Origin of the sequence: Thiomonas sp. SCN 64-16, from assembly GCF_001725585.1 — a bacterium.
Lineage (GTDB): Bacteria > Pseudomonadota > Gammaproteobacteria > Burkholderiales > Burkholderiaceae_C > Thiomonas > Thiomonas arsenitoxydans.
The window spans coordinates 12,788-32,903 of sequence record NZ_MEGQ01000028.1 but is presented as its reverse complement, the minus strand read 5'-3'; the positions used below and the strand labels follow the sequence as shown (position 1 = coordinate 32,903).

General features: G+C 62.0%; 20 protein-coding genes and 1 pseudogene. 5 read left to right on the top strand and 16 right to left on the bottom strand.

All coding sequences use genetic code 11. The annotated features are described in order from the left end of the window. Window positions 1-196: pseudogene (locus ABT24_RS09425) on the bottom strand (aminotransferase); the annotation flags it as partial. Between the two features lie 270 nt (window positions 197-466). On the opposite strand from ABT24_RS09425, the gene ABT24_RS09420 reads away from it, so the two are divergent. The 3 genes from ABT24_RS09420 to ABT24_RS09410 all read left to right on the top strand — a co-directional run bounded on the left by ABT24_RS09420 (window position 467) and on the right by ABT24_RS09410 (window position 3,394). Beyond that, window positions 467-841: an Mth938-like domain-containing protein gene (locus ABT24_RS09420; RefSeq protein ID WP_276730737.1), complete on the top strand. Its 375-nt coding sequence runs from the start codon at window positions 467-469 to the stop codon at window positions 839-841. A gap of 154 nt (window positions 842-995) precedes the next feature. Next, window positions 996-1,460, top strand: coding sequence for a peroxiredoxin (locus ABT24_RS09415; protein ID WP_276730741.1), 465 nt, complete (start codon window positions 996-998; stop codon window positions 1,458-1,460). 257 nt (window positions 1,461-1,717) lie between these two features. After that, window positions 1,718-3,394, top strand: coding sequence for a PhoH family protein (locus tag ABT24_RS09410; protein ID WP_013106366.1), 1,677 nt, complete (start codon window positions 1,718-1,720; stop codon window positions 3,392-3,394). A 23-nt stretch (window positions 3,395-3,417) separates the two neighbouring features. Here the strand turns inward: ABT24_RS09410 and dnaB are convergent, their stop codons facing one another. The 6 genes from dnaB to ppsA all read right to left on the bottom strand — a co-directional run bounded on the left by dnaB (window position 3,418) and on the right by ppsA (window position 8,900). Further along, window positions 3,418-4,776 (bottom strand): replicative DNA helicase, encoded by a 1,359-nt coding sequence (gene dnaB / locus ABT24_RS09405; RefSeq protein ID WP_013123683.1) that lies wholly within the window; start codon window positions 4,774-4,776, stop codon window positions 3,418-3,420. Between the two features lie 138 nt (window positions 4,777-4,914). Further along, on the bottom strand, window positions 4,915-5,367 hold the full coding sequence (rplI, locus tag ABT24_RS09400) for a 50S ribosomal protein L9 (protein ID WP_276730746.1): 453 nt from the start codon (window positions 5,365-5,367) through the stop codon (window positions 4,915-4,917). A gap of 15 nt (window positions 5,368-5,382) precedes the next feature. Continuing rightward, entirely contained in the window at window positions 5,383-5,673 is a 291-nt protein-coding gene (gene rpsR, locus ABT24_RS09395; protein ID WP_013106369.1) for a 30S ribosomal protein S18, read from the bottom strand. A gap of 3 nt (window positions 5,674-5,676) precedes the next feature. After that, the gene (gene priB, locus ABT24_RS15615; RefSeq protein ID WP_013123686.1) at window positions 5,677-5,967 is read right to left on the bottom strand and encodes a primosomal replication protein N; all 291 of its coding nucleotides are present in this window, start codon (window positions 5,965-5,967) and stop codon (window positions 5,677-5,679) included. Window positions 5,968-5,990: 23 nt separating this feature from the next. Beyond that, window positions 5,991-6,353: a 30S ribosomal protein S6 gene (gene rpsF, locus ABT24_RS09390; protein ID WP_013106371.1), complete on the bottom strand. Its 363-nt coding sequence runs from the start codon at window positions 6,351-6,353 to the stop codon at window positions 5,991-5,993. Between the two features lie 159 nt (window positions 6,354-6,512). Further along, window positions 6,513-8,900 (bottom strand): phosphoenolpyruvate synthase, encoded by a 2,388-nt coding sequence (ppsA, locus tag ABT24_RS09385; RefSeq protein WP_276730749.1) that lies wholly within the window; start codon window positions 8,898-8,900, stop codon window positions 6,513-6,515. A gap of 140 nt (window positions 8,901-9,040) precedes the next feature. Here ppsA and ppsR point away from each other — a divergent pair, with 140 nt between their 5' ends. After that, entirely contained in the window at window positions 9,041-9,859 is an 819-nt protein-coding gene (gene ppsR, locus ABT24_RS09380; protein WP_013106373.1) for a posphoenolpyruvate synthetase regulatory kinase/phosphorylase PpsR, read from the top strand. Between the two features lie 12 nt (window positions 9,860-9,871). Continuing rightward, complete coding sequence (locus tag ABT24_RS09375; protein ID WP_013106374.1) at window positions 9,872-10,930, top strand: DegV family protein; 1,059 nt, start codon at window positions 9,872-9,874, stop codon at window positions 10,928-10,930. A 3-nt stretch (window positions 10,931-10,933) separates the two neighbouring features. On the opposite strand, the gene ABT24_RS09370 is transcribed toward ABT24_RS09375, so the two are convergent. From ABT24_RS09370 to rseP, 9 genes are read right to left on the bottom strand one after another with little or no spacing between them, the layout of a single operon-like run. Beyond that, entirely contained in the window at window positions 10,934-11,722 is a 789-nt protein-coding gene (locus tag ABT24_RS09370) for a TrmH family RNA methyltransferase (protein WP_013106375.1), read from the bottom strand. Further along, entirely contained in the window at window positions 11,719-12,363 is a 645-nt protein-coding gene (rnhB, locus tag ABT24_RS09365; protein ID WP_276730753.1) for a ribonuclease HII, read from the bottom strand. The genes ABT24_RS09370 and rnhB overlap by 4 nt, the downstream gene beginning before the upstream one ends. Beyond that, entirely contained in the window at window positions 12,360-13,508 is a 1,149-nt protein-coding gene (gene lpxB / locus ABT24_RS09360) for a lipid-A-disaccharide synthase (RefSeq protein ID WP_276730755.1), read from the bottom strand. The genes rnhB and lpxB overlap by 4 nt, the downstream gene beginning before the upstream one ends. Window positions 13,509-13,515: 7 nt before the next feature. Beyond that, the gene (gene lpxA / locus ABT24_RS09355; RefSeq protein WP_276730758.1) at window positions 13,516-14,307 is read right to left on the bottom strand and encodes an acyl-ACP--UDP-N-acetylglucosamine O-acyltransferase; all 792 of its coding nucleotides are present in this window, start codon (window positions 14,305-14,307) and stop codon (window positions 13,516-13,518) included. An 8-nt stretch (window positions 14,308-14,315) separates the two neighbouring features. Further along, window positions 14,316-14,765, bottom strand: coding sequence for a 3-hydroxyacyl-ACP dehydratase FabZ (fabZ, locus tag ABT24_RS09350; RefSeq protein ID WP_013123692.1), 450 nt, complete (start codon window positions 14,763-14,765; stop codon window positions 14,316-14,318). Further along, window positions 14,762-15,829 carry a UDP-3-O-(3-hydroxymyristoyl)glucosamine N-acyltransferase gene (gene lpxD, locus ABT24_RS09345; protein ID WP_276730760.1) on the bottom strand — a complete coding sequence of 356 codons (1,068 nt, stop codon included), beginning with the start codon at window positions 15,827-15,829 and terminating at the stop codon, window positions 14,762-14,764. The genes fabZ and lpxD overlap by 4 nt, the downstream gene beginning before the upstream one ends. Window positions 15,830-15,861: 32 nt before the next feature. Then, complete coding sequence (locus ABT24_RS09340) at window positions 15,862-16,428, bottom strand: OmpH/Skp family outer membrane protein (protein WP_407830067.1); 567 nt, start codon at window positions 16,426-16,428, stop codon at window positions 15,862-15,864. Window positions 16,429-16,443: 15 nt separating this feature from the next. Further along, entirely contained in the window at window positions 16,444-18,747 is a 2,304-nt protein-coding gene (gene bamA / locus ABT24_RS09335; protein ID WP_423837825.1) for an outer membrane protein assembly factor BamA, read from the bottom strand. Further along, window positions 18,747-20,111, bottom strand: a complete 1,365-nt coding sequence (gene rseP / locus ABT24_RS09330; protein ID WP_276730765.1) for an RIP metalloprotease RseP — start codon at window positions 20,109-20,111, stop codon at window positions 18,747-18,749. The genes bamA and rseP overlap by 1 nt, the downstream gene beginning before the upstream one ends. Between the last annotated feature and the right edge of the window lie 5 nt (window positions 20,112-20,116).

Below are 20,116 nucleotides of genomic sequence, written 5' to 3'. Positions count from 1 at the left end.
TGGGCAGGTTGTGGATCATGTCCTGCACGATCTCATCGGGCGGCTCGAAGCCGAACACGGCCAGATTGCCGATGTTGAGCTTGATGATCCGCTGCCCCTCCTCTTCCATCTGCCGCGCCTTGTCGAGCACGGGACCTCGGATGTCATAGCAGACATCGGCCAATTTGTCGGACTTCCGGAATTCGCGCACAACCACCTCACTCTCAGCCTAGAAAAAACGTCCGCACAAACACCGTGCGTGCTGCCACCCTGGCCACTCATCCCGATCCTGAGCGCATCTCTTCAGGGTAGGGGATTCAGACCCGCGCCCGCCCGCCATACGGAGGGCGAACCCTATAATTTACCTTGATCTGTGCCTTCAACCCCTGCATTTCCCTCGTTTTGCACCGCCCCTCGGTTTGCGCAGCCCCTCTCTCACACGCCCGCCCCGCGCGAGCCTGTTGTAACGGCCCGCACCCCCGCAGTCATGAAACTCCAGCCCGACTTCTCCCCCGATACGCAGATGGTCTCCGCCTACGGGCCGGGCTATATCGAAGTCAACGGCCTGCGCCACACCAGCGCCTGCGTGTTCGCCCCGCAGCAGTCGCCTAAGCCCTGGGGCGCCGAGCATGTCGGCGCGCTGTTGCCCGCGCACATCGACGCGCTGTTGCTCGATCCGCTGCCCGAGGTGGTGCTGATTGGCACGGGCCGAGAGCAGCATCTGCTGCCCGCCGCCTTGATGCGCCAACTCATCTCGCGCCGCATTGGCTGGGAAGTCATGGACACCGCCGCTGCCTGTCGCACCTACAACATTCTGGCCGGCGAAGGTCGTCGTGTGCTGGCCGCGCTGATGATCGAATGATCGGACCGGCGCGGAACGACACGAAATAGCGTGAATCGGCCCGGGTTCGCGCGGCAAGATAAAATGAGGCTTTTACGTCCTTCCGTTTCCCTCAGCAGTATTCATAACTGATCAGAACGAGGAGAAACGATGCAGCAGCCCAGCAGGAGACTTCATGGCTTTGGTCTTGAATAAAGTGGTTCCCGATTTCGAAGCCGCCGCCACCAGTGGCGTGCAGTTCAGCCCGAAAAACTATCTGGGCAAAAAAATTGTTCTCTACTTCTACCCCAAGGACATGACGCCCGGGTGCACCACCGAGTCCATGCACTTTCGCGACAACTTCGAAGCATTCGAGCAGGCCAATGCCGTGATTTTCGGCATCTCGCGCGACAACCTGCTGTCGCACGAAAAGTTCAAGGAGCACCTCGAACTGCCGTTCGACCTGATCGCTGATACGGAAGAAAAGCTCTGCCACATGTTCGGCGTGGTGAAGAACAAGATTATGTACGGCAAGAAGGTCAAGGGCATCGAGCGCAGCACCTTCGTCATCGATACCGACGGCGTCCTGCGGCAGGAATGGCGCGGGATCAAAGTCGCCGGGCACGTTGACGAAGTGCTCGACGTCATCCAGAAACTCTGAACCCCAATCACCCCGACGCGGCGCTTTGTTTTGAACCTCAGACTCCGCAGCACCCTGGGCACTCATCGCGGGTTGCGCATGCTCTGCATCGACAGCAGGCGCCCATCTCATACTGAGGTGGCCAACTATGTGAAAGCCGCTGTACCGTCTCGCGATGGTCAGCGGTTTTTTGTTGCGGTTTGCTGGTCTAGCCGCCCCTGAATCAGCCTCTCCGATTCCATCCCCTTCCCACGTCTGCAAGACTATCCATTCGTCTCATGCCCCTGCCTCCCCCACCCAAGTCCATGGGCAGCCTGCTGACCCAAGCTGCTCCGTCGACCACACAGACGCCCTCCGCTTCGCGAAAAACCACGGCGCTCGACAAGGCCCGCCCAATACCTCAGGAGACCGCGCCGACGGTCGCAGTTGTGTCGGCGGCGACGCGGCCCGCGGCATCCACGCGCCAAACACGCCAGCCGATACCGCGTGAGGTCGCCCCCGCTGCTGCGGATCGCCCCGCCCAGAAGGCGGTGCAGCCCAAGCGGGCACCCATTGCCCAGCAACCCGCCAAGCTGTTCGTCCTCGACACCAATGTGCTGCTGCACGACCCGATGTCGCTCTACCGCTTTGAAGAGCACGACATCTATCTGCCGATGGTCACGCTGGAAGAACTGGACGCGCACAAAAAGGGCCTGTCGGAAGTGGCGCGCAATGGCCGCCAGGTCAGCCGTGAGCTCGATGCTTTGGTGGCCGATACCGGCAGCGGCATCGACCAGGGTATCGCGCTGAATCGCACCGGCCATGCGGAGGCCAAGGGACGCCTGTTCTTCCAGACCCGCGCGCACGATGTCGAACTGCCCATCGCACTGCCTCAGGGCAAGGCGGACAACCAGATCCTGGCGGTGCTGCAGGATCTCACGCACATTCATACCGAGCGGCCTGTGGTGCTGGTGTCCAAGGACATCAATATGCGCGTGAAAGCCCGCGCCCTGGGGCTGCATGCCGAGGATTACGCCAACGACAAGACGCTCGACGACGCCGATCTGCTCTACACCGGCATGATGGTGCTGCCGCCCGATTTTTGGGATCGGCAGGCCAAGTCGGTGGAAAGCTGGCAGCAGGGCGGCAACACCTTCTACCGGGTGCAGGGCAAGTTCGTCGCACAGATGCTGGTCAATCAGGCGGTTTATTGGGAGAGCGGCAGTGCCCCGCCGCTCTACGCGCGAGTGAAGGAAATCCGCGCGAACACCGCCGTGCTGCAGGTCATGCGCGACCATACGCACCAGAAAAACGCCATCTGGGGCGTCACTGCGCGCAACCGCGAACAGAACTTCGCCCTCAACCTGCTGATGGACCCGGATGTGGATTTCGTCACATTGGCGGGACAGGCCGGTACCGGCAAGACCCTGCTCGCGCTGGCCGCGGGCCTGTCTCAGGTGCTGGACGCCCGGCGGTACAACGAAATCATCGTGACCCGCGTGACCGTTCCTGTGGGCGAAGACATCGGCTACCTACCGGGCACCGAAGAAGAAAAGATGGGCCCTTGGATGGGCGCGCTCGACGACAACCTCGAAGTGCTCAATCAGAGCGAAGGGGGCAACTCGGGCGGCGAGTGGGGCCGGGCCGCCACGCAAGACCTCATCCGCTCCAAGATCAAGATCAAGAGCATGAACTTCATGCGGGGCCGCACGTTTCTCAACAAATACGTCATCATCGACGAAGCTCAGAACCTCACGCCCAAGCAGATGAAAACCCTGATCACCCGCGCGGGCCCCGGCACCAAACTGGTATGCATGGGCAATATCGCGCAGATCGACACGCCTTACCTCACCGAAGGTAGCTCAGGCATGACTTTTGTGGTGGATCGTTTCAAGGGCTGGGGCCACAGTGGTCACGTCACCCTGGCCAGAGGCGAACGCAGCCGCCTGGCCGACTACGCCAGCGAAGTGCTGTAAGCGCGGGAGAAGCTGGCGCGCGATCAGAATTCGCGCGTCAGGTTTTCAAACCGCGTCAGCGGTTTGAGGAAGGCGAGATGCACCACGCCGATCGGCCCGTTACGCTGTTTGCCGATAATGACTTCAGCCACCCCGGCGTCTTTCGAGTCTTTGTTGTAGACCTCGTCGCGGTAGATGAACAGGATCACGTCGGCATCCTGCTCGATGGCGCCCGATTCACGCAGATCGCTCATCACCGGTCGTTTGTCGGTGCGCTTTTCGAGGTCGCGATTGAGCTGCGACAGCGCAATCACCGGGCAATGCAGTTCCTTGGCCAGAGCCTTGAGCGAGCGTGAAATCTCGGAGATTTCAGTGGCGCGGTTCTCGCCGTCTCGCGACGACGACATGAGCTGCAGATAATCGACCACGATCAAGCCCAGCCGCCCGCCGAACTGACGGGCCAGACGTCGCGAACGCGCCCGCAGTTCCAGCGGATTGAGCGCCGGGGTTTCATCGATGTGCATGTGCACGTCTTGCAAGCGCTCAATGGTTTCGGGCAGCCGCGTCCACTCGTCTTCGGTGAGTTGGCCGGTACGCAGATGGCTCTGGTCGATCCGCCCCATCGAACCCACCACGCGCAACACCAACTGCGAAGCGCCCATTTCCATACTGAACACCGCCACCGGCAGTTGCTCATTGATCGCCACATGTTCGGCAATGTTCAGCGAAAACGCCGTCTTACCCATGGAAGGACGGCCGGCAACGATCACCAGATCACCAGGCTGCAAACCCGCGGTCATCCGGTCCAGGTCGGCAAAACCCGTGGGCACCCCAGTGGTATCAGCGCCGCCGCGCTCGGCCAACTCGCTCACCCGCTTGAGCAACTCACCCAGCAGGCCCTTCATCGACTGGAAGCCCGCGGCCGACTTGGCCCCCTCCTCCGAGATGGCGAAAATACGCGACTCGGCCTCGTCGAGAATCTGCTGCACGCCCCGCCCTTGCGGATTGAGCGCGTTCTGTGCAATCTCGTCGCTGATGGTCACCAGTTGGCGTAGCACCGCGCGCTCGCGCACGATCTCGGCATATCGGCGAATGTTCGCAGCGCTGGGCACGCACTGCGCCAGCGAATTCAGGTAGGGCAGCCCGCCGCATTCCTCGTGCTTGCCGATGGATTGCAGCGCCTCCAGCACGGTGATCACGTCGGCCGGTTTGCTCAGATTGATCAGGTCGGCGATGGCCTGGAAAATCGCCCTGTGCTCGAAGCGATAAAACTGCGCCGCCACCAGCAGATCGGCCACCTTGTCGAAGGCCTGGTTGTCGAGCAACAGCCCGCCCAGCACCGACTGCTCTGCCTCGATGGAGTGCGGCGGCGTGCGAATGGCGTCTAGGGCTTGGTCTTGCATGGCGGTGGGCGGCAAATGCCATCCAAAAATAAAAAGCGATTTGGCATTGTGCCGCACGCAGCGGCACAAACCAGAAACGAAGCAGAGACGACAAGGGCCGCATTCGCGGCCCTTGTGTCCAGCGCGAAAACCCCGCGATTACATCGCTTCGGCTTTGACCTGCAGGGTGATGTCGGTAACGACATCGGTATGCAGGGCGATCGATACCGGATGCTCACCGGTGGTCTTGACGTGACCCGCCGGGAAGCGAACCTGCGACTTGCTCACTTCAATGCCTTGCTTGGCCAGGGCTTCGGCCACGTCGCCGTGGGTCACGGAGCCGAACAAGCGGCCATCCACACCGGCTTTCTGCACCAGGGTGATGACCAGGCCATTGAGCTTCTCACCGGCGGCTTGCGCCTGCATCAGCTTTTCAGCGGCAAGCTTTTCCATCTCGGCGCGACGCGCCTCGAACTCCGCCAGGGCTGCGACCGTGGCACGGCGCGCCATTTTCTTGGGGATCAGGAAGTTGCGGGCGTAGCCGTCCTTGACCTTGACCACGTCACCCAGATTGCCGACGTTCAGAACTTTTTCAAGAAGAATGATTTGCATGATGTCGTCCCCGGATTAGCCCTTGTGCAGGTCGGTGTAGGGCAACAGCGCCAGAAAGCGCGCGCGCTTGATGGCGGTGTTGAGCTGGCGCTGGTAGTGCGCGCTGGTGCCGGTCAGGCGGGCGGGAATGATGCGAGCGTTTTCCGCAATCAGGTCCTTGAGCACATCGACATCCTTGTAGTCGATCTGCTCAACCTTGGCGACCGTGAAGCGGCAGAAGCGCTTGCGCTTGAACAGCGAAGACTGCTGGTTGCGACGAGCGCGCTTCGGGTCGTTCTTTTTGTCGAATTTGCGTGGTGGTGCCATGATTTAAACCTCAATGTATTGTGTGACGTGCAACTTCATCTGGCGCGAGCCGCGGCGCGATGCACGCAGAAAACCGGAAACTTGCAACAGGACTCCAGGACTGAGACGATGCATTTCGTGAGCAATCTTTCCAAACCCGACACAGCCGATCTGAAGCTGCACTTCGCAAGGCATGTCCGCCTCGGACTGAGTCGATTGATGCTGCAACACAAAATCCAGCGCTTCGATTCCGGCCGGCGTGTAGCGGAGTTCGCCCCGCTCGGCCAAAATACCCTGAAGTTCGAGCCGATTGATCTGGCCGCTATTCAGGCCATTTTTCAGGCTGTTTGCTCCTGTTGGGCCTTGCGAGCCTCGTCGCGCTCGACCTGCTTCATCATGATGGAAGGCGCGGTTTCGGCCTTGTCCGTCTTGATCACCAGGCTGCGCAGCACGGCATCGTTGAACTTGAAGCTGTGCTCGAGTTCGCGCAGGGTTTCCAGGTCGCACTCGATATTCATGCAGGCGTAATGCGCCTTGGCAAGCTTCTGAATGGGATAGGCCAGTTGGCGGCGGCCCCAGTCTTCAACCCGGTGGATCTGGCCCGCCTTGGCGGTCACGGCGCTTTTGTAGCGCTCGATCATCGCGGGCACTTGCTCGCTTTGATCCGGGTGGAAAATCAACACAATCTCATAGTGACGCATGCAGATTCCTTCAAATGCGGCAGGGCGCAGCCCCCCTTAGGGTGAGGCCTACGCGCTGTCCTTGTGGATAGAAGCCGCCCGGAGCGCAAAAAGCGTCAATTCCGGCACAACCGGTGCGGCAAGGAACGAAGCATTATAGACGAATCGTCTTCGAGGCTCTCAATGTTTCGCCAACTGTTGCCAGGTGGCAATCACGGTGTCGGGATTGAGCGAGATCGACGAGATACCCTGCTCCATCAGCCATTGCGCCAAATCGGGGTGATCGGACGGCCCCTGACCGCAGATGCCCACATACTTGCCCTCGGCGCGGCAGGCGGCAATGGCTTGCGCCAGCAGCACCTTCACCGCCGGATCGCGTTCGTCGAAAGCCTGCGCCACCAAGCCGGAGTCACGGTCCAGCCCCAGGGTGAGCTGGGTCAGGTCGTTGGAGCCGATGGAGAAGCCATCGAAATATTGCAGGAACTCCTTGGCCAGCACGGCGTTCGACGGCACTTCGCACATCATGATGATGCGCAGGCCGTTTTCTCCGCGCTTGAGGCCGTGACGGCCCAGCAGATTGATGACGCCCTCAGCCTCACCAAGCGTGCGAACGAAAGGCACCATGATCTCGACGTTGTCCAGCCCCATCTGTTCGCGCACCCGTTTGAGGGCGACGCACTCCATCTCGAAGCTCTGCGCAAAGTCGGGCGAGACATAACGCGAAGCCCCGCGGAAACCCAGCATGGGGTTTTCTTCGTCCGGCTCATAGCGCGAGCCGCCGATGAGCTTTTTGTACTCGTTGGACTTGAAGTCAGACAAGCGCACGATGACGGGCTTGGGATAGAACGCCGCGGCTATGGTGGCGATTCCTTCGGCCAGTTTGTCCACGTAAAACGCTCGCGGGCTGACATGGCCGCGCGCCACGCTCTCCACCGCCTTTTTCAGATCGGAGTCGACATTCGGATACTCGAGCACCGCGCGGGGATGCACGCCGATGTTGTTGTTGATGATGAACTCCAAACGCGCCAGACCCACGCCCTGATTGGGCACCTGCGAAAAATCGAAGGCCAGGGTGGGATTGCCCACGTTCATCATGATCTTCGTCGGCACCTCGGGCATGGCGCCGCGGGCGACTTCGGTCACTTCGGTTTCGAGCAGACCGTCGTAGATCTGGCCGGTATCGCCCTGCGCGCAGGACACCGTGACCAGCATGTCGTCCTTGAGCACGTCGGTCGCATGCCCGCAGCCGACCACGGCGGGAATGCCAAGTTCACGGGCGATGATGGCGGCGTGGCAAGTGCGGCCCCCGCGGTTGGTGACGATGGCCGCGGCCTTTTTCATCACCGGCTCCCAGTTCGGGTCGGTCATGTCGGTAACCAGCACATCACCCGCCTGGACGAGGTGCATATCGGTGATGGAATGCACCACCCGCACCGGCCCGGCACCGATTTTCTGGCCGATGGCACGACCCGTGACCAGCACGGCGCCCTTGCCCTTCAGGGTGTAGCGCTGTTCGGTACGCGTGTGTCCGTTGGACTTCACCGTCTCGGGGCGAGCCTGCAGGATGTAGAGGTGGCCGTCGATGCCGTCCTTGCCCCACTCGATGTCCATCGGACGCTGGTAATGCGACTCGATGGTCATGGCAAAGCGCGCCAGCTCCTGCGCCTCGGCGTCAGTCAGGCAGTAGCGGTTGCGCAGTTCGGACGGGGTATCGACCGTCTGCACCAGATGCGGCGAACCCGCGGGTGCAAACTCCATGCGGATCAGTTTGGAGCCAAGATTGCGGCGGATCACCGCCTCCTTGCCCGCCTTCAGGGTCGGCTTGAATACATAGAACTCGTCCGGATTCACCGCCCCCTGCACCACCGTCTCTCCCAAGCCATAAGACGCGGTGATGAACACCACATCCGGAAAGCCCGACTCGGTGTCGAGCGTGAACATCACGCCGGACACCGCCTTGTCGCTGCGCACCATGCGCTGCACACCAGCCGATAGCGCCACATCGCTGTGCACAAAGCCCTTGTGCACCCGGTAGGAAATCGCGCGGTCGTTGTAGAGCGAGGCAAAGACGTGCTTGATTTTTTCCAGCACCGCGTCGATGCCGCTGACGTTCAGATAACTTTCCTGCTGCCCGGCGAATGAAGCGTCGGGCAAATCTTCCGCCGTGGCTGAAGACCGCACCGCGAACGAAGCCTCTGGATTGCCCGCAGTGAGGTCGGCATAGGCGCCGCGGATGGCCAGCTCCAGATCGGCCGGGAACGGCGTTTCGATCACCCACTGGCGGATTTGCGCGCCGCAGCGCTCCAGGGCGCGCACATCGTCGGCGTCCAACTCTTTGAGCATCGTCTCGATGCGCTCCCCCAGTCCCCCGGCACGCAGGAATTGCCGGAAGGCGTGCGCCGTGGTGGCGAACCCGCCTGGAACCCGAACCCCGCTGCCGGAGAGCTGGCTGATCATTTCTCCAAGCGACGCATTCTTGCCGCCGACCTGATCGATGTCGTTCATTCGCACATCATCGAGCTGCAAAATGAGCTCATTGCCGCTGTGGGCGGTGTTTTGCTGGGTCATGATGAAAGTCCTTCATAGAATGAAAAAACTGGGCTCGGCGTGATCTGTGGCGAAAATGACAGGTCTTGTTCGAGTGGGTATCGCCGTCTTCGCAAGTCACACTGACAATGCGGCTCATTCTAGGTTTTGAACGCTGACACATGCCTAACCGCTCGGTCTTTTTCGTCTCGGACGGCACCGGAATCGCTGCCGAGACCTTCGGCAACTCCGTTCTGGCGCAATTCGACGTGCAGCCCCACCGCATTCGCCTGCCGTTTGTCGACACGGTGGAGAAAGCGGTGCATGCGGTCGAGCGCATCAACGAGGTCGAACGCGCCGAGGGCAAGCCGCCGATTGTGTTCGTCACCCTGGTGCACCCGGACGTGCTCGACATCATTCAGGGCGCACGCGCGCTGGTGCTCGACATGTTCAACAGCTTCGTGCAACCGCTCGAAGTGGCGTTCGGGGCCAAATCCAACCATCGCATCGGACGATTTTCCGATGCGGCCTACAGCCCGCAGTATCACAACCGCATCGACGCGATCAATTTTTCGCTTATGCACGATGACGGCCAGTCCACCCGCAATCTGACCGAGGCCGAAGTCATTCTGGTGGGCGTGTCGCGTTGCGGCAAAACACCCACTTCGCTCTATCTCGCCATGCAGCATGGCGTGAGGGCGGCGAACTATCCGCTCATTCCCGACGATTTCGAGCGCATGCGCCTGCCCGACGGGCTGAACGGTTTGCGGCACAAACTGTTCGGGCTGTCGATCACGCCCGAGCGTCTGAGCGAAATCCGCACCGAGCGGCGGCCCAACAGCCGTTACGCGGCGCTCGACAACTGCCGTTATGAAGTGAGTGAGGCGGAAAAACTCATGCGGCGCGAGGGCATCCGCTGGTTGTCGTCCACGCACAAGTCCATCGAAGAGATCGCCACCACCATCCTGCAGCAGATCCGCCCGGATCGGCTGGAATATTGAGCGCCACCCGCCATGCACGACGACGATAAAAACGCCTACCTACTGGGATTCGCCTCGACCCAACAAAAAATTCCCGAACGCGAGGAAGCGCTGCCCATCGACCCCGACCGGGCGCAGATTCCGCTCACCGGGCTGATGGTCGATGCCGGCACCGATCTGTCGGGAACGATGGCGGCGGACCGGCGGGTGCGCATTCTGCCGCTGACCATCCAGTGGCCGGGCCGAACGCTGCTGGACAAAGGGACGGCGGAAGTCCGCACCGTATCGCGCCAGCTCAGCCACGAGCGCATCCGCAGCGCCGAGGTCAGCGCGCCATCCGTCGAGGCGCTGAGCTACCGCATGCATCCGCATCTGGCGCTCAACTTCGACCGGCTGCTGCTGCTCGCCACCCACCCGGCTCTGGTGGAGGCCAGCCGCAGCGTGGAGCAGATGTTCAAAGACCATCAGGACGAAATCACCCACCTGCGCCGCGAACGCCACCTCCGGCCCGACTATGCCCTGGAGGTCATCAACACCCGTTCGCTGCTAAGCGGCCCGGCCCTGCAGGCGCGCCTGCTGCTGAACTCTCCCGAGATGCGCATGGGCGATATCCCGGGTCTGCGGCGACTTGCTCAAACGCTGGCCGACCAGACCGAGGTGTGGCTGGCGCCAGGTCATCCCGCTGACGTCGCCTTCACGCTGGGGCGGCTTGAGCATCCCGATCTGTCTCCCTGGGTGCAGGCCTGCAGCACGCGCCTGACGCAAATCATGCACCGCTATCCGGTGCTGAGTTGCAAGGCCGGGGCGTTCGGGCTGGAAGCGCGGACGAGCAAGTGGAAATCGGCCGCGTCGCGGGTGATCGACGCGGCGGCGCAAGCCATCTGGACAAACGCGCTTGCGGCCCCGGTGATTCAGCTCAGCTTCGATGGCAGCATTCGCGAATTGCGCGACTGGCCCGAAATGCAGGCGCTGAAAAAAATGGCTGCTGAAAATGAAGTGAAGCTCCACGTCACCCATATGAGTCTGGGTGGCCGGGTCTGGGCCTCGGCCCAGTCGCTGTCGCTGGCGCTGCTGCGCAAGCCCGCGGGCTAAAACCTAGCTCAGCGTCTTGCTGAACTGAGACTGCCTCACGCCCTCGTAGAGGCAGATCGCCGCCGACGCAGCGACGTTGAGCGACTCCACGCCATCGGCCTGGGGAATGCGCACCAGCGCGGAACACTTGGCCACCAGCGCATCTGAAATCCCCTGCCCTTCGTTACCGAAGATCCAGGTCACGGGTTCCTTCAAATCGAGTTCGTACAACACCGTGTCAGCCTGCATGTGCGTGGCATAGATCGGGCGCGGCACGATGTTGAGCACCTGCTCCCAGGGCGGATCTTCGAACACAGGAATGACGAAGTGCGCGCCCATGGCAGACCGCAGCACTTTGGGCGACCACACTCCGGCGCAACCCCGCAGCAGATACACCGCACCGCAGCCCGATGCCGCGGCGGTGCGCAGCATGGTGCCCACATTGCCGGCGTCCTGCACCCGATCGAGGATGAGCGCGCTGCCCGGACGGGGCTTGGACGACTTGGGACGGGCGATCAGCATCCCCACCGGCGGGCCGTTCTCCACCGCAGTGATCCAGTTGAACAGGGCCTGATGCAAGACCACTGTCTGTGTGGTGCCGACGCGCTCGACCAGCGCCGCGATTTCCGGGTCGAGCAGGCCTGTATCGGTGGTGATCAGCGGCTCGGCGGCATGGCCAGCGGCAAGCGCGGCTTCGATGAGATGAATGCCTTCGAGCCAGACCTGGCCGAGTTTGCGCACCGCGCCCGGTTCGGTGGACAGGCTGCGCAGGGTTTTGATCAGCGGGTTTTCAGCCGAGGTAATACGCTTCACGACACGACGTCCTTCAACATTGGAGGGCGGATAGACTGAGCCAACAGGCGGCGGATAGGGGCAAAGCTGCGACGGTGTGCGGCGCAGGGCCCCAGTGTAAGCAACGCCGCGCGGTGCGCCGCGGTGCCGTAGCCGCTGTGGCGCTCGAAACCATAACCCGGGTAGCGCTGCGCCAGCTCGGTCATCAGGCGATCGCGGTACACCTTGGCGATGATGGAAGCCGCGCTGATCGCAGGCTGCACCGCATCGCCGCCCACGATGGCGCGGCAGGGCATGGCCACCTGGGGCGTCTGATTGCCATCGACGAGCAACAGGTCGATCTTGCAGGGCAGCGCCGCCACGGCGCGCTGCATGGCCAGCAGCGTGGCTTGCAGAATATTGCGCTGATCGATTTCTTCGACCGAGCTCTCGGCGATGCTCCAAGCCAGGCTGTACGCCCGGATTTGCGCATCGAGTTCCTCGCGACGGCGAGCGCTGAGCAGCTTGGAGTCGGCCAGCCCGGCAATGGGATGGGCGGGATCGAGCACCACGGCCGCGGCCACCACCGGCCCCGCCCACGGCCCGCGCCCGACTTCGTCGCAGCCGGCAATCAGGGCAACAGGAGCACCGTATTCTGCGGCGAATAAGGTGGCCTGCGTCATGCCGGAATCATGTCGAGAATGGCCTGCGAGGCCAGCGCGGCCGTATCGCGCCGCAAACTCAGGTGCATATCAGTAAAGCGGTCTTGCAGGTGCTGCAATTGCGCCGGGTGCTCCAGCAAGTCGCTGGCCGCATCGGCCAGGGCCAGCGGGGTGCAATCGTGCTGCAACAGCTCGGGCACCAGACGTTTGCCTGCGAGGATGTTGGGCAGCCCGACATCGGGCAGATAACCCCGGCCCGACATCATGCGGTAAGAGAGCGCCGACATGCGATAGCCGATCACCATGGGCCGCTTGAACAAGGCACATTCCAGCGTGGCAGTGCCACTGGCGACCAGGGCGAGATGGCAGGCTGCGAGAACGGTGTGCGACTGGCCGTCGATCAGGTGCAAGGGAAGGTCGGGATGAGCGGCCGCCGCCTGCAACACCATGGGTCGCAGGCCCGCATGAGCAATCGGCACAACCACCCGTGACATCAGGCCGCGCTGCACCAGCAAAGCGGCGGCGGCCAAAAACGGCGCGATGAGATGCTTCACCTCGGCTCGGCGACTCCCTGGCAACACGGCCAGACAACGGCCGTCTGCGGGCAGAGCCAGCGCCCGCCGCGCCGCCTCGCGGTCGGGCTCCAGGGGAATGACCTCGGCCAGGGGGTGGCCGATGTAAGTCGCTTTCACGCCCGTATCGGCATAAAGCGCGGGCTCGAAGGGAAAAATGCAAAGCATGTGATCCACAGCCTGGCGAATCAGTTCGATGCGCTCGCGCCGCCATGCCCAGATGGACGGGCTCACCAGATGCGCAACCGGTATGCCCGCCTGCCGCAGGCGACGTTCCAACTGCAAATTGAAATCCGGCGCGTCCACGCCGATGAACACCGCCGGCGGCTCGGCCAAAAGGCGCCCGCGCAAACGTCGGCGCATCAGCAGCAGTTCGGGCAGGCGCGCCAGCACGTCGGCATAGCCATTCACCGCGAGCCGTTCGCTGGGCCACCAGGCATCGAAACCCGCGGCCTGCATGCGCGGGCCGCCGATGCCCACGCTGCTTAGACCAGGCGCCCGGTCGTGCAGGGCCCTGAGCAAATGCCCGGCCAGCAGATCGCCGGAAGCCTCACCAGCGACGAAGGCCAAAGTCGCCGAAGCACGGGCGGTCATCACCCGCTTAGGGCCGGACGATGCCACGCCCAGCCTCAGCCAGGAACGCCTGCAGCACGCCGAGCGCCTCGGCCGACTGCGGCCGCTCGGCCAGCAGATCGGCCAGGGCGGTGCGTGCCTGCTCCAGCGACAGCCCCTGCCGATACAGCAAACGGTAGGCGGCGCGCAGCGCGGAGATTTGATCGGGCGAATAGCCTCTGCGCCTCAGCCCTTCGGCATTGATGCCGTGCGGTTTGGCAGGATTGCCGGCCACCAGGGTATAGGGCGGCACGTCCTGCAGAATGACCGAGCTGATACCGGTCATCACATGGGCACCGATGCGCACGAACTGATGCACGCCGGTATAGCCGCCCAGCACGGCCCAGTCGCCCACATGAACATGGCCGGCCAGCTGCGCATTGTTGGCAAAGATGGTGTGGTGGCCAACCTGACAGTCGTGCGCGATATGCACATAGGCCATGATCCAGTTGTCGTCTCCGACCCGGGTGATGCCGCCATCTTGTACCGTGCCGATGTGCAGGGTGCAGTATTCGCGGATCACATTGCGGTCGCCGATCTCCAGCGCCGTATCTTCACCTTTGTATTTCTTGTCCTGCGGCTCGCCGCCGATCACGCTGAACGGATGCAGCCGGTTGTCGGCGCCAATGCGGGTTCGCCCTTCGATGATGACATGCGCGCCCACGCGCGTGCCCGCACCGATGCGCACCTTGGGGCCGACCAGGGCGTAGGGGCCGATCTCGACATCGTCGGCGATTTCCGCGCGGGGATCGACCTGCGCCGTGGAATGAATCTTGGGCATGCTGGCCTTCAGGGCACGCTGCGCTCGGTGCACATCAATTCGGCCTGCGCGACCACGCGGCCCTCGACCGAAGCCTCCGCCGTGAACTTGTAGATGCCCCGCATATTGCGCGTCATCTCGACGTACAGATCGAGCCGATCACCTGGAATAACGGGCTGTTTGAAGCGCGCATTGTCGATACCCACTAGGTAATACAGCGACCCCTGCGCCGGTGTTTTTCCCACCGAACCAAACGCCAGAATGCCCGAAGCCTGCGCCAGCGCCTCAAGAATGAGCACACCGGGCATGATGGGTTTCTGCGGAAAATGACCGGTGAAAAACGGCTCGTTGAAGGTGACGTTCTTGTAGGCCTTGATGTACTTGCCATTCACTTGCTCGACCACGCGATCGACGAGCAGCATGGGGTAACGATGCGGAAGCAGTTCAAGGATTTGCGTGATGTCTTGCGTGGTCGTCATGTCGATGGTTCTGTTTTCAAAGACTCGGTGTGTTGTTCTATATGCTGTTCCAAACGGCGGATGCGGTCTCGCAGTTGATGCAACTGGCGCACGGTCGCCGCATTGCGCTCCCAGTTGGCATGGGTATCCAGCGGGAAAGCGCCGGTGTACATGCCCGGCTGACGAACGGAGCGCGAAACCAGCGACATGCCGCCGATGACCACGCCATCGGCAATGCTCAAATGCCCCGCAATGCCGACCCCTCCGCCGATAAAGCAGTAGGCGCCGATCTCCGCACTGCCCGATATGCCCACGCAACCCGCCAGCGCGGTATGCGCGCCGATGCGCACGTTGTGGGCAACCTGCACCAGATTGTCGATTTTCACGCCCAAGCCGATTTCGGTATTGTCGAGCGCTCCGCGATCGATGGTGCTGTTCGCCCCCACCTCTACGTCGTCTTCGAGCACGGCAATGCCGACCTGGGCGATCTTCACTCCGGCGCCGTTGGCATCCCGCGCATAACCAAAGCCATCGCTGCCGACCACCGCACCCGACTGCAATACGCAACGCGCTCCGAGTCGACACCCCCAGGCCACGCTACTGCGCGGATGCAGCACCGAGCCGGCGCCGATCACCGCATCGCGCCCCACGAAGCAGCCTGCCCCGATATGCGCCGCTTCCCCAATTTGCGCACCCGCCTCGATGACCGCAAAGGCGTCCACCCGTGCAGCGGGAGAAACCTGAGCCGCAGGATCGATCTGCGCGGTGGCATGACACCCCGGCTCAAACGGCGGCTGCCGCAAGGCCCAAAACCACTGCGACAGGTGTGCGTAATACAAATAAGGATCGCGGGCGACAATCGCATTGCCCGAGCGCGGCAACGCATCGCGAAGCGACTCGGGCAGGATGACCGCACCGGCCGCGGTCTCGGCCAGTTGCGGGCGCAGCTTGTCCCGGTTCAGGAAGGTAATGTCGGTTTCAGTGGCCGAGCCGATAGGCCGCAGGCGTTGAACGACCGCTTGCCCGTTTCCGATGAGTTCGCCGCCAAGCCGGGCTGCAATCTGCTCAAGCGTGAGGCCATCCATAGAGATGCCAGGCGTCGACACAGCCGACTGGCTCACTTGCCCGACTGAGCATCCAGCGCTTTGAGCACCTTGTCGGTAATGTCGATGCGCGGATTGACGTACACCGCTTCCTGGAAAATGATGTCGTAGTGATCTTTCAGGGCGATGTCGCGCACGACCTTGTTGGCCTTGTCGAGCACCGAGGCCAGCGCTTCGTTGCGGCGGGCATTGAGGTCTTCGGAAAACTCACGCTGCTTGCGCTGGAATTCGCGGTTCATGTCCACGAGGTTCTGTTGCGCCTTGATGCGATCTGCATCCGACATGACCGGACCGTTCTTTTCCAGGCTCTCGTTGGCCGCCTTGATCTTGGCCGCCATGTCCTGCAGATCCTTATCGCGCTTGGAAAACTCGGCCTCCAGCTTCTGCTGGGCCGCCTTGGCCAGGGTTGAATCTTTCAGCACCCGTTCGGTGTTGATGAAGCCGATCTTGAAGGGTGCATTGGCCGCCGCACCAGCCGCGGGCGCTGCCGTCTGCGCCATGACAGGCGTGCTGATCAAAAACGCGGTGGCACAAACCGCGGCCAGAAGAGTGCGAGATAGAGATGGGGTGTGGAATTTCATGGAAATCATATGAGGTTAGAAACCGGCGCCAACCGTGAACTGGAAACTCTGGAGTTTATCGGTGGACTTGTAGCGAACCGCCTTGGCCACGCTGAACTTCAACGGGCCAATGGGTGAAATCCAGGACACGCCGATACCAATGGACGAGCGCATATCGCTCAGGCTGACTTTCTGGTTCTCGCCCCACACATAGCCGTTGTCATTGAACACCGACATGCGAAGCGATTTGTCCGCGCCGGTGCCGGGGAAAGGAAACTGATACTCGAAATCGGCAATCAGCATTTTGGCCCCGCCCAGCGCATTGCCCTGAGCATCTTGCGGGCCCAGCGAACTTTGCTGGAAGCCACGCACGGTGCCGATACCGCCGGCGTACAAATTCTTGAACACCGGCAAGGGGCGGCCGTTCAAACCGTGGGCATAACCGATCAAACCGTTGAACGCGAGATTGGTGGTTCGCGTAAGCGGCAGATACTGTTGGTATTGATAAGTGATGCGGTCGTAGCGCAGGGTGCTGAACGGACTGATCTCGAAGCTCAGGCGCTGATAGCGGCCATCGGTGGGCACCAGGGCGCTGTTGCGGCTGTCGCGCTGCCAGCCGATGGTTAGCGGGATGCCGCTGGATGTCTTGCCGAACTGGTTGACATAGGCGATGTAGGAGGCCGGCGCACCCGGAGAGAGGTCCAGGGTGTAGCGCTCATAACCGGCGCCGAAAAACACCCGGTCTTCTTCGGTGAACGGAATGCCGAACTGAAGGTTGAACCCCGGGGTGACAATCTTGTAATTGCTACCCTGGCTGGTGTATGGCTGGATGGTGCGGTAATACGCATTCACCGTGCGGCTGATGCCGTCTTCGGTGAAATACGGATTGGTGCTCGACACCGACAGCGTGCGGTAGTAGCTCGACGTGTTGAAGTCGACCGCGAGGTTGTTGCCGCTGCCAAAAATATTGTCTTGGCTGATCCCGGCGTTGAACGACAGTTTGTCCGCACTCGAAAAGCCCACGCCCAGAGACAGACTGCCCGTAGGCTTCTCCTCCACGTTCATGTCGAGATCGACCTGATCGTTGGTGCCCGGCACTTCACGCGGCTGCAGCGTGACTCCCTTGAAGTAACCCAGACGATCCACCCGGTCGCGCGAGAGTTTGATGCGGTCGGAGTCGTACCAGGAGTCTTCGAATTGCCGGAATTCACGGCGAATCACTTCGTCGCGCGTGCGGGTGTTGCCCGCGATATCGATGCGGCGCACATAGATGCGCTTACCCGGATCGGCGGTGATGGTGAAGGAAACCTGATCCGTCTGACGATCGATCACCGGTTTGGCCTCGACCCGGGCGAAGGCATAGCCATACACGCCGAACTGATTGGTGATGGCCTTCACGCTCTCGTTGAGCGCCTGCGCACTGTAAGTCTCGCCCGGCTTGAGTTTGACCAGTGCGCGGAATTCATCGTCCTGCCCGAGATAGTTGCCCGCGAGTTGGTAGCCCGACACGGTGTACTTCTGCCCCTCGTGCACGTTGACGGTGATGTAGATGCCGTCTTTGTCGGGCGACAGCGCCACCTGCGTGGAGTCGATGCGAAAATCGAGATAGCCCCGGTCTTGGTAGTAGGAGCGCAGGGTCTCCAGATCGGTATTGAGCTTGGCCTTGGAATACTGATCGTCCTTGGTATACCAGCTCAGCCAACCCGGCGTGCTGAGGGTGAACAAGCCCAGCAACGTGCCTTCGCGGAACACCTTGTTGCCCACGACGCGGATGGAACGAATCTTGGCAATCTGCCCTTCGACCACGGTGAACAACACGTTCACCCGGTTGCGCGGCAGCGGCGTGGTCGTGACATTCACCTCGGTGCCGTAGAAGCCCTTGGCCAGATATTGCTGCTTGAGTTCCTGCACGGCCTGATCGATGAGCGCTTGGTCGTAAGGCCGGGCTTCGGCAAGCCCCACGGAGGCGAGCGCCGTCGTCAAGGCCTTTTTGTCGAACTCCTTGGTTCCGGCGAACTCGACCCCGGCAATCGTCGGACGCTCCTCGACGATGATGGTCACCACATCGTTATCGGTTTCGATACGAACGTTCTTGAACAGCCCGGTGGCGAACAAGGCCCGAATGGCCGCCGCCCCACCCTCGGGCGTGTAGGTTTCACCGACCCGAAACGGCAGATAGCTGAACACGGTACCGGGTTCGGTTCTTTGCAGACCGTCAACGCGGATGTCCTTGATAGTGAACGATTCAGCTGCGTGTGCTTGCACGCCTGCAACAGCGATCACAACCGCCGTCGCACAACGAAGTGCGGGAGAAAACCTCAAATTGACCTCGAGCTGGATTAGTGCATCTGGCCGAGCAAGCGAACCAGATCGTTGTAGAGGGCGATGGCCATCATCATGGCGATGACCGCGAGACCGCCTTGCTGCAGCCTTTCTTGCCAGCGTTGCGAAACGCTGCGACGGGTCAATCCCTCGTACGCATAATACAGGAGATGCCCTCCGTCCAGAATGGGCAAAGGCAGCAGATTGAGCACGCCCAGGCTGACACTGACTACGGCCAGAAAGCTGAGATACGCCATCCAGCCCAGCTCGGCGCTTTTACCCGCGTAATCGGCAATCGTGACCGGGCCGCTCAAGTTTTGCAGCGAAGCCTGGCCGATCACCATGCGCCCGAGGGTCTTGAGGGTCAGGGCCGAGAGATCCCAGGTGCGCTGTACCCCGTCCTGCAAGGCCTGCAGCGGATTGCGCTCGATTTTCACTGTGGGAATTTCGCCGCCCAGCATGGCCTCGATGCGCCAGACTGACTGGCCATTGACCTGCACCGGTTTCGCCTGCAACTGGGTTTGGAAAGTACGGCCGTCGCGACGCACCTCAAGCTGCATCGGCTTGCCGCTTGAGGTTTGAATGGAGCGCATCAGGGCGTCTGCCGTGGCGATGGGTTTGCCGTCCACTGCGACGATCCGGTCGCCCGCAAGCAGGCCGCTGCGCTGCGCCGGGCCGCCTGCGACCACTTCCCGAATCTCGGCCGGCGGGCTCTGCAGATGCAAGCCGTAGGTGGTGAGAAACCCGGCGCTCTCCGCCGCTCGCATGCTCGAAGAAAAATCGAGAGCAATTTGTTGCGTCGGGCCGTCCGTTTGTCGTTCGACGACGAGCGCGAGGCGATCGCCGTTCATCGCAGCGTCCAGCAGCGTCCAGCGCAGCCCCGTCCAGCTCTGCACGGCTTGCTGCGAGCCGTCATGCACGACCGCCAAGACACGCTCACCGCCCTGCACTCCCGCTGCGGCAGCGGGCGAATGAACCGGCGGCGCGCCCAGTATGGCAACCGGCTCGCGCACGCCGGCCAACGCCACCACGGCAAACAGCAGGGTAGCGAGCAATAGATTGGCCGCTGGCCCTGCTGCAACGATGGCCGCGCGCTTGGACAGACTTTGTCGGTTGAACGCCCTCGGCAGTTCGGCCTCGGCCACTTCGCCCTCGCGTTCGTCGAGCATCTTCACATACCCGCCGAGCGGAATCCAGGCCAGGGTGAATTCAGTTTTGTCGGCGCCTCGCGTCCAGCGCAGCAAGGGTCTGCCGAAGCCGATGGAAAACCGCAGCACCTTGACGCCGCACGCCACGGCCACACGGTAGTGACCGAACTCGTGGATGGTGATGAGCACGCCGAGTGCAAAGGCAAACGCCAGCAGGGTGATGAGCAGGTTCATGGTTT

Bases quoted from the DNA above. Each gene is read 5' to 3' on its own strand.
- ABT24_RS09420 (WP_276730737.1), top strand. From the start codon at position 467: ATGAAACTCCAGCCCGACTTCTCCCCCGATACGCAGATGGTCTCCGCC.
- ppsR (WP_013106373.1), top strand. From the start codon at position 9,041: ATGCCTAACCGCTCGGTCTTTTTCGTCTCGGACGGCACCGGAATCGCT.
- lpxB (WP_276730755.1), bottom strand. From the start codon at position 13,508: ATGACCGCCCGTGCTTCGGCGACTTTGGCCTTCGTCGCTGGTGAGGCT.
- ABT24_RS09375 (WP_013106374.1), top strand. From the start codon at position 9,872: ATGCACGACGACGATAAAAACGCCTACCTACTGGGATTCGCCTCGACC.
- rnhB (WP_276730753.1), bottom strand. From the start codon at position 12,363: ATGACGCAGGCCACCTTATTCGCCGCAGAATACGGTGCTCCTGTTGCC.
- ABT24_RS09410 (WP_013106366.1), top strand. From the start codon at position 1,718: ATGCCCCTGCCTCCCCCACCCAAGTCCATGGGCAGCCTGCTGACCCAA.
- ppsA (WP_276730749.1), bottom strand. From the start codon at position 8,900: ATGACCCAGCAAAACACCGCCCACAGCGGCAATGAGCTCATTTTGCAG.
- rpsF (WP_013106371.1), bottom strand. From the start codon at position 6,353: ATGCGTCACTATGAGATTGTGTTGATTTTCCACCCGGATCAAAGCGAG.
- lpxA (WP_276730758.1), bottom strand. From the start codon at position 14,307: ATGCCCAAGATTCATTCCACGGCGCAGGTCGATCCCCGCGCGGAAATC.
- ABT24_RS09340 (WP_407830067.1), bottom strand. From the start codon at position 16,428: ATGAAATTCCACACCCCATCTCTATCTCGCACTCTTCTGGCCGCGGTT.
- ABT24_RS09415 (WP_276730741.1), top strand. From the start codon at position 996: ATGGCTTTGGTCTTGAATAAAGTGGTTCCCGATTTCGAAGCCGCCGCC.
- rseP (WP_276730765.1), bottom strand. From the start codon at position 20,111: ATGAACCTGCTCATCACCCTGCTGGCGTTTGCCTTTGCACTCGGCGTG.
- dnaB (WP_013123683.1), bottom strand. From the start codon at position 4,776: ATGCAAGACCAAGCCCTAGACGCCATTCGCACGCCGCCGCACTCCATC.
- rpsR (WP_013106369.1), bottom strand. From the start codon at position 5,673: ATGGCACCACCACGCAAATTCGACAAAAAGAACGACCCGAAGCGCGCT.
- rplI (WP_276730746.1), bottom strand. From the start codon at position 5,367: ATGCAAATCATTCTTCTTGAAAAAGTTCTGAACGTCGGCAATCTGGGT.
- fabZ (WP_013123692.1), bottom strand. From the start codon at position 14,765: ATGACGACCACGCAAGACATCACGCAAATCCTTGAACTGCTTCCGCAT.
- lpxD (WP_276730760.1), bottom strand. From the start codon at position 15,829: ATGGATGGCCTCACGCTTGAGCAGATTGCAGCCCGGCTTGGCGGCGAA.